Consider the following 5,491-nt stretch of genomic DNA (forward strand, 5'->3'; position numbering starts at 1 on the left):
CCCCCTGGACTTCGCTTCCCCCCGCACAGCTGACTGGTCATCAAACTGAGTGCCGACGAAGAATAACCCAACACCACACCCACCGAACTGTGGCAGGGATCACAAGGCTTGTGGCTCTCGCGGTCGATCCGGAATAACCGCTGGTGAGTTGACGCACACTCCTTCATCGCGGGCAAGTGGCGGTGCCGGCCGCAACGACGACAGGCGAAGCGGCGCCAGGCGGACGGATCTCGCCTGGGGCCGCTTCGCATCCGGAGCGGCGCGTCGGCCCTACTCTGCTCCGGATTCGCCAACCCGCGCATGGAGGGAGTCATATTGCGCGTACATGCGAGCCAGCGCCGGCACGTCATCCCGCACTGCCAGAAATTCGAGCAGCCGAGCGAGCAGCAGGTCTACAGCCTCACGCTCCTGCTCCGGGGTCGAACCATCCAGTTTGCTCCAGCCCCACGAATCAACGCCGGGCAGCGCTTCGTCGAGGACGAGCGCCTGCCATCCGAAGCTGGAGCATTCACCCTTGCGCACGACCAGCCACTCGGTAAATCCACACAGCAGCCCACCCGAGCGAGCCTCGTCGAATCCGACGAGGAACATCACCGCGCTCTTGTACGAACGGTCGAGACCGTAGAGCCCCGGCCGAGCAGCAACCCCTTCGAAGTACTGCCTGTCGTTCACAGATTTCCTCAATTCCCCCTGTGCAGGCCTACACCGCCATGGAATGCGCCAGCGAGGCCTTCTCGTCGAGGAGGGTTGCCGCGTGCGGAGGCGTCAGTGCGAGGGTCCCGCCCGCGCGCTCCAGCAGGACGAGCGAGGTGACCAGCAAACCGTGGGCCAGCCCGTGCAGCACCTCGTTCCGGGTCGAGGCATACCGCTCGTACAGGCCCTCGACGAAGACCCGAAATTGCTCGATGTCCACGTCACATCCGCCCTGGTCGTTCGGAGTCAGCCCCGACGGCAACTCCAGGAACTCGGCCGCGCCATGGGCCAGGGAGGCGTACAGCAGACCGCTGTGGTAGCCGGCGTCCCAGAGCGTCTCGCCGTCCAGTCCGAAGGGGTAACTCAATCTGCGATCTCCATTCCTACGGCAGTGAATTCAGGTCGGCCGGCGGACGGCCCGCGGCCGGCCCTCGTTGCGGAACGCTTGATACGACTGAGGGCGCCGCCGGAATCCCGGCGACGCCCCGCCAGTCGGCGTGACCACTCCCGGTCCGCGCTACCGTCCGGCCTGCAAAGAGTGGTATTCCGTGTACATACGGGCCAGCGACTCACTGTCGTCGCGTACGTCCAGGAACTCCAGGACGAGCGAGAAGAGGTGATCCACAGCCCGCTGGTCCTGCTCCGGTTCCAGACATCGCCAGTTCCGGAGACTGACACCGGGCAACGACTCCTGGAACACGAGCGCATACCAAACGGCGCTGGAGGGTTCGCCCTTGCGCACGATCAGCCACTCCCTGAAGCCCCGCAGCAAACCGCCGTCCCGAGCCAGGTCGAACCCGAGAAGGAGCATGGCGGTGGGGTGGTAGGTACCGTTCAGACCGTACATGCCCGGCCTGGCCCGGAGCTGTTCGATGAGCTGCTTGTCAGCCACGCGGCTCCTAGAATCCGAAGTTGATGACGTCGGGCCAGTCCCACTTGGCCTTGTACTCGGCGATCGTCTCACCGCCTCGCCCCGTAAAGCCGTCATAGACCCGGCCCTTGTAGACGACCACGACGTGCTCGAACCAGAAAGTGTCCTGCCCTCTGTAGCCGCCGAGGCCGTGCTGGCCCGCCGGCTTGATGGTGACGATCTCGCCTCCCCCCAGACTGTCACGGATGCGTTTTGCGCACGCGCCGCAGTCGGTGGAATCGGGGATCTTCGACTTGTCCCTGGGGAGCCCGGGGACGTTGTGCGTCAGGCAGGGCACGTCAGCGGACCCGGCAGACATCGCGGACATGGTCCGCATCCCGGCCTTGCTGACGACGTTGCAGCCACGCTTCAGAAGCTTGAGCCCGTCGTAGGCCTTTTCCAGTGCCTTCAGTTTGGCGCCGATGAGGACGTCCGCGGCAAGGCTCGAGCAGTGCTCGAAGTCCTTGTTGTCGAGGCAGCCCTCGAGTTCGGTGAGACCGGTGAGTTCGGCCGTGACTCCCCAGAGCTGCTCCATGGCATCGCCGAACTCGTCGCCCATGGAGAGGATGTCGCAGCCGATTTCGTTGTGCTGGCACCAGCGGGCGAATTCCTGCGGATCGCAGGGGACGATGGCCTGGCCGCAGCGATATATCTTCCGGGCGCGGTAGCCGGGGTCGTTCATCGCCTCCTGTTTGGCGGCGATGGCCGCCTTACGGCGGGCTTCCTCCTCCTCACGGTGCTTCTTGACGGCGATGGTGAACGCCTCGGTGGCCGCCGCGAGAGCGGCCTTGGCGTCCTCGCCCGCGGCGATCGAGGACTGGCGCGCCTGTTCCGCGGCGAACCAGGCGCTGGACGCCGACGCCTGGGCCAACTCCGAGGAGAGCGTGGCGTCCGTGGCGGAGCGGGCGGCGTCCTCGGCCGCGATGTCGGCCCGGTTGGCCGCGTTGCGGGCGGTGGCGGCGGAGGCGGCGGCGCTGGCCGCGGACGCTTCGGCGTCCTTGGCGTGTTCCGCGGCCTCGTCGGCGTGGTCCTGGGCCTCGGCGGCCGAGTCACTGGCCTTCTGCGCCCACTGGTTGGCCTCCGCGGACGCCTTGCGGGCGAGGGCGGCGACCTTCTGCGCGGTGGCCGCGTTCTGCTGCGCGGTGGCCGCGATCTTCGCCGCCTCCGCGATCAGCTTCTGGACCCTGGCCACATGGGTGGCCGACAGATGGTCCTTACGGGCCGCCTTGTACTGTCCGGAGACGACGAAGGCGTGCAGGGTCTGCGGGGAGCCCTCCAGAGCGATCCGGGCCGCGGACCTGACCTCCGGTCCGCCGGAGGAGTTCAGCTGGGCCGCCTTGACCCGCTCGTCCTGCGTCCGCGCCGTGAACTGCGTCTTGATCAGGAACTCGCTGTACTTCTTCGGGTCCCCGCTGTTCAGCGCCGTGCGGCCGGCGTCGGTGAGGACCGGCCCGGCACCGGAGACGGCCTGCGCGATCGCCACCCGCATGCTCTGGGCCGCGGCCTGGTACTGCCCACTGGTGGTGAACGCCGTGACCGCGGCCGCGTCGCCGTCGAGCGCGGTCTCGGCCGCCGCCCGCACCTCCGCGACCTCACTCTCCTCGGCCAGCCGCTCGACGTAGGAGCGCTCGTCCTGCTCCTTCGCCGTCGTCCAGCCGCCCTGCAGATAGTCGATGACGACCTCGTCCGGGCCTGCCAGTGCGGCTTCAGCCGCGCCCCGTCCCCAGGCCGTGCCGTTCTTCATCGCCAGGACAGCGAGCTTGCGGCCCTCGGCCGCGATGGCCTTCAGGTCGGCTCCGGGCCTGCCCGCCTCGGCCACCAGCCGGGCCCGCTCCGCGTCCCGGTCCTTGACCGCCTGCTCGAATCCCGCCCGGGCCGACGTCCTCGCGGCGTCCGCCGCCTTCTGGTCCCTGGCCCGCTCGATACCGGCGTTGGTACGGCCCAGCAGTTCCTCGGCCTCCACCTCCCGCGCGAGCGTGTAGACCTGCTGCGCCTTGACCACCGCGGCCGCCGCCGCGTTCGCGGCGTCGGTCGCCGCGTTCGCGTGCGCCGTCGACTTCGCCGCCGCGGTGGCCGCATCACCCGCGTGCTCGGCCGCCTCGTCAGCCGCCGCAGCCGCGTTGTTCGCATGCGTGGCGGCCGACCGGGCCGCGTCACGCGCCTCACCCGCAGCCTTCGCCGCCTTGCGTGCCAACGCCTCGGCAGCGGCCGCCGCGCGATTCGCCTCGGCGGCGTGCCGCTTGGTCGCCGCAGCCGCGGCCCGCGCCTCGGCAGCCGCCGCGCTGGACTCACCGGCCCAGTTGCTCGCCTCGACCGCCGCGTTGGCCGCGAGGTTCGCGTTGGCACCCGCACCCGCGGCGGACGCCGCGGCGTCCCCCGCGGCGGTGGCCGCCTTCGACGCCTGGTCGGCCGCGTCAGCAGCAAGGCCGGCGCCCTTGGCCGCGGTACGCGCGTTCTCGGCAGCCACCCGCGCCGCGTTTGCGTTCCGCGCGTCCACTGCGGCATCCGCCGCCGCACCACGCGCACGCGAAGCGGCCTGCGAGGCACCCGCCGCCGCAGCAGCGGCCTGGGACGCCGCGTTCGCCGCGACCCGAGCCGAGTTGGTCGCCGCACGCGAGGCGTCGATCGCCTGCTGTGCGGACGCCGCCGCCTGCGAGGCCGCCTTCGCCGCACGACCCGCTGCGCGCGCGGCCTTCGCCGTGTCGTCCTTCGCGGCCTCGGCCTCGGCCGCGGCCTTGAGTGCCGCTTCCTTGGCGAGCTTCGCCGCCTCGATCGCCTTCGCCGACTCGGTCTTCGCCGAAGCGGTCTCCTTCGCGGCCTGCCGGCCGGCCTCCTTCGCCTGCTCGGCGAGCTGGGCGACGGTGGCGTGCTCCTGGTCCTTGTCACGCGCGACGAACTGGCCGACCTCCAGGAACTCCCGGATGTCCTCGGGGGTACCGGCCAGGGCGAGCTGCCCGGCCGCACGGACGTTGGTCCCGCCCACGCTGATGAGCTGTACCAACTGCACCCGCTCGTCCTGCTCGCGCTGGGTGTACTGCCCGTCGCGCAGGAACGTGCGGACGTCGTCCGGCGAACCGTTCAGCGCAGCCCGCCCCGCATCGGCCACGACGGGCCCGGAGGTGCTGATGATCTGGGCCACGCGGACCCGGTCGTCCTGCTCCAACGGGGCCTCCCAGCCCCAGCTCAGGAAGCTCTCCAGCTCCTCCTGGGTGCCCAGGAGAGCCGTACGGGCAGCGGCCATCAGCTCCGTACCGCCGACACCGGCGAGCTGAGCGGCGGACACCCGCTGGTCCTGCAGGGCAAGCCCGTCCGCGGCCGCCAGGAACGCCTGGACCTGGGCATCGCTGCCGGTCAGTGCCGCCTCAGCGGCCGCCTTGACCCCGGGTCCGCCCGCCTTCCAGTAGTCGACCACCAGACCACGGTCGGTCGCGGTTACCTCGGCCGGAGCGGCGACCTGCCCGGGACCCGCAGCCGGTGCCGCGACCGCGGCCGGTGCGGAACCCGGCAGACCGACCATGAGGGCCAGTGGGAGCAGGCCCAGGGCGAGGGCACGCATCCCGCGTAAAGCCGCTCCCGTAATGCCCGGTCCCGGTCCATGGAGTTTTCGTTTCAAGAATCGCTCGTCTCGTACGGCCGACAACTCTCTCAGGCTGCCGGACATTGATGACGCAGGATGATAAGCGAGGGCATGAAAGGTCACTGGAGAGGCGCAGTCGGGGCAACGTACCCGTCAAGTCGACTACACACAAGGGATTTTATTTGCCACCGCGAGAGCCACAACCCTTGTGATCCCTGCCACAGTTCGGTGGGTGTGGTGTTGGGTTATTCTTCGTCGGCACTCAGTTTGATGACCAGTCAGCTGTGCGGGGGGAAGCGAAGTCCAGGGGG

Annotated in this window: 4 protein-coding genes; all 4 read right to left on the minus strand. The window is 69.7% G+C overall.

The features are described from left to right. Positions 1-270: 270 nt before the first annotated feature. The 4 genes from QMZ92_RS35525 to QMZ92_RS35540 all read right to left on the minus strand — a co-directional run bounded on the left by QMZ92_RS35525 (position 271) and on the right by QMZ92_RS35540 (position 5,159). Positions 271-672 (minus strand): hypothetical protein, encoded by a 402-nt coding sequence (locus QMZ92_RS35525; protein WP_283302035.1) that lies wholly within the window; start codon positions 670-672, stop codon positions 271-273. Between the two features lie 28 nt (positions 673-700). Continuing rightward, complete coding sequence (locus QMZ92_RS35530; RefSeq protein ID WP_283302037.1) at positions 701-1,060, minus strand: DUF6086 family protein; 360 nt, start codon at positions 1,058-1,060, stop codon at positions 701-703. Between the two features lie 150 nt (positions 1,061-1,210). After that, positions 1,211-1,585: a hypothetical protein gene (locus tag QMZ92_RS35535; protein WP_283302040.1), complete on the minus strand. Its 375-nt coding sequence runs from the start codon at positions 1,583-1,585 to the stop codon at positions 1,211-1,213. A 7-nt stretch (positions 1,586-1,592) separates the two neighbouring features. Then, complete coding sequence (locus QMZ92_RS35540; protein ID WP_283302042.1) at positions 1,593-5,159, minus strand: ALF repeat-containing protein; 3,567 nt, start codon at positions 5,157-5,159, stop codon at positions 1,593-1,595. Between the last annotated feature and the right edge of the window lie 332 nt (positions 5,160-5,491).

The sequence above is a fragment of the Streptomyces sp. HNM0645 genome (assembly GCF_030056615.1).
GTDB lineage: Bacteria > Actinomycetota > Actinomycetes > Streptomycetales > Streptomycetaceae > Streptomyces > Streptomyces marianii.

Bases quoted from the DNA above. Each gene is read 5' to 3' on its own strand.
- QMZ92_RS35540 (WP_283302042.1), bottom strand. From the start codon at position 5,159: ATGCGTGCCCTCGCCCTGGGCCTGCTCCCACTGGCCCTCATGGTCGGT.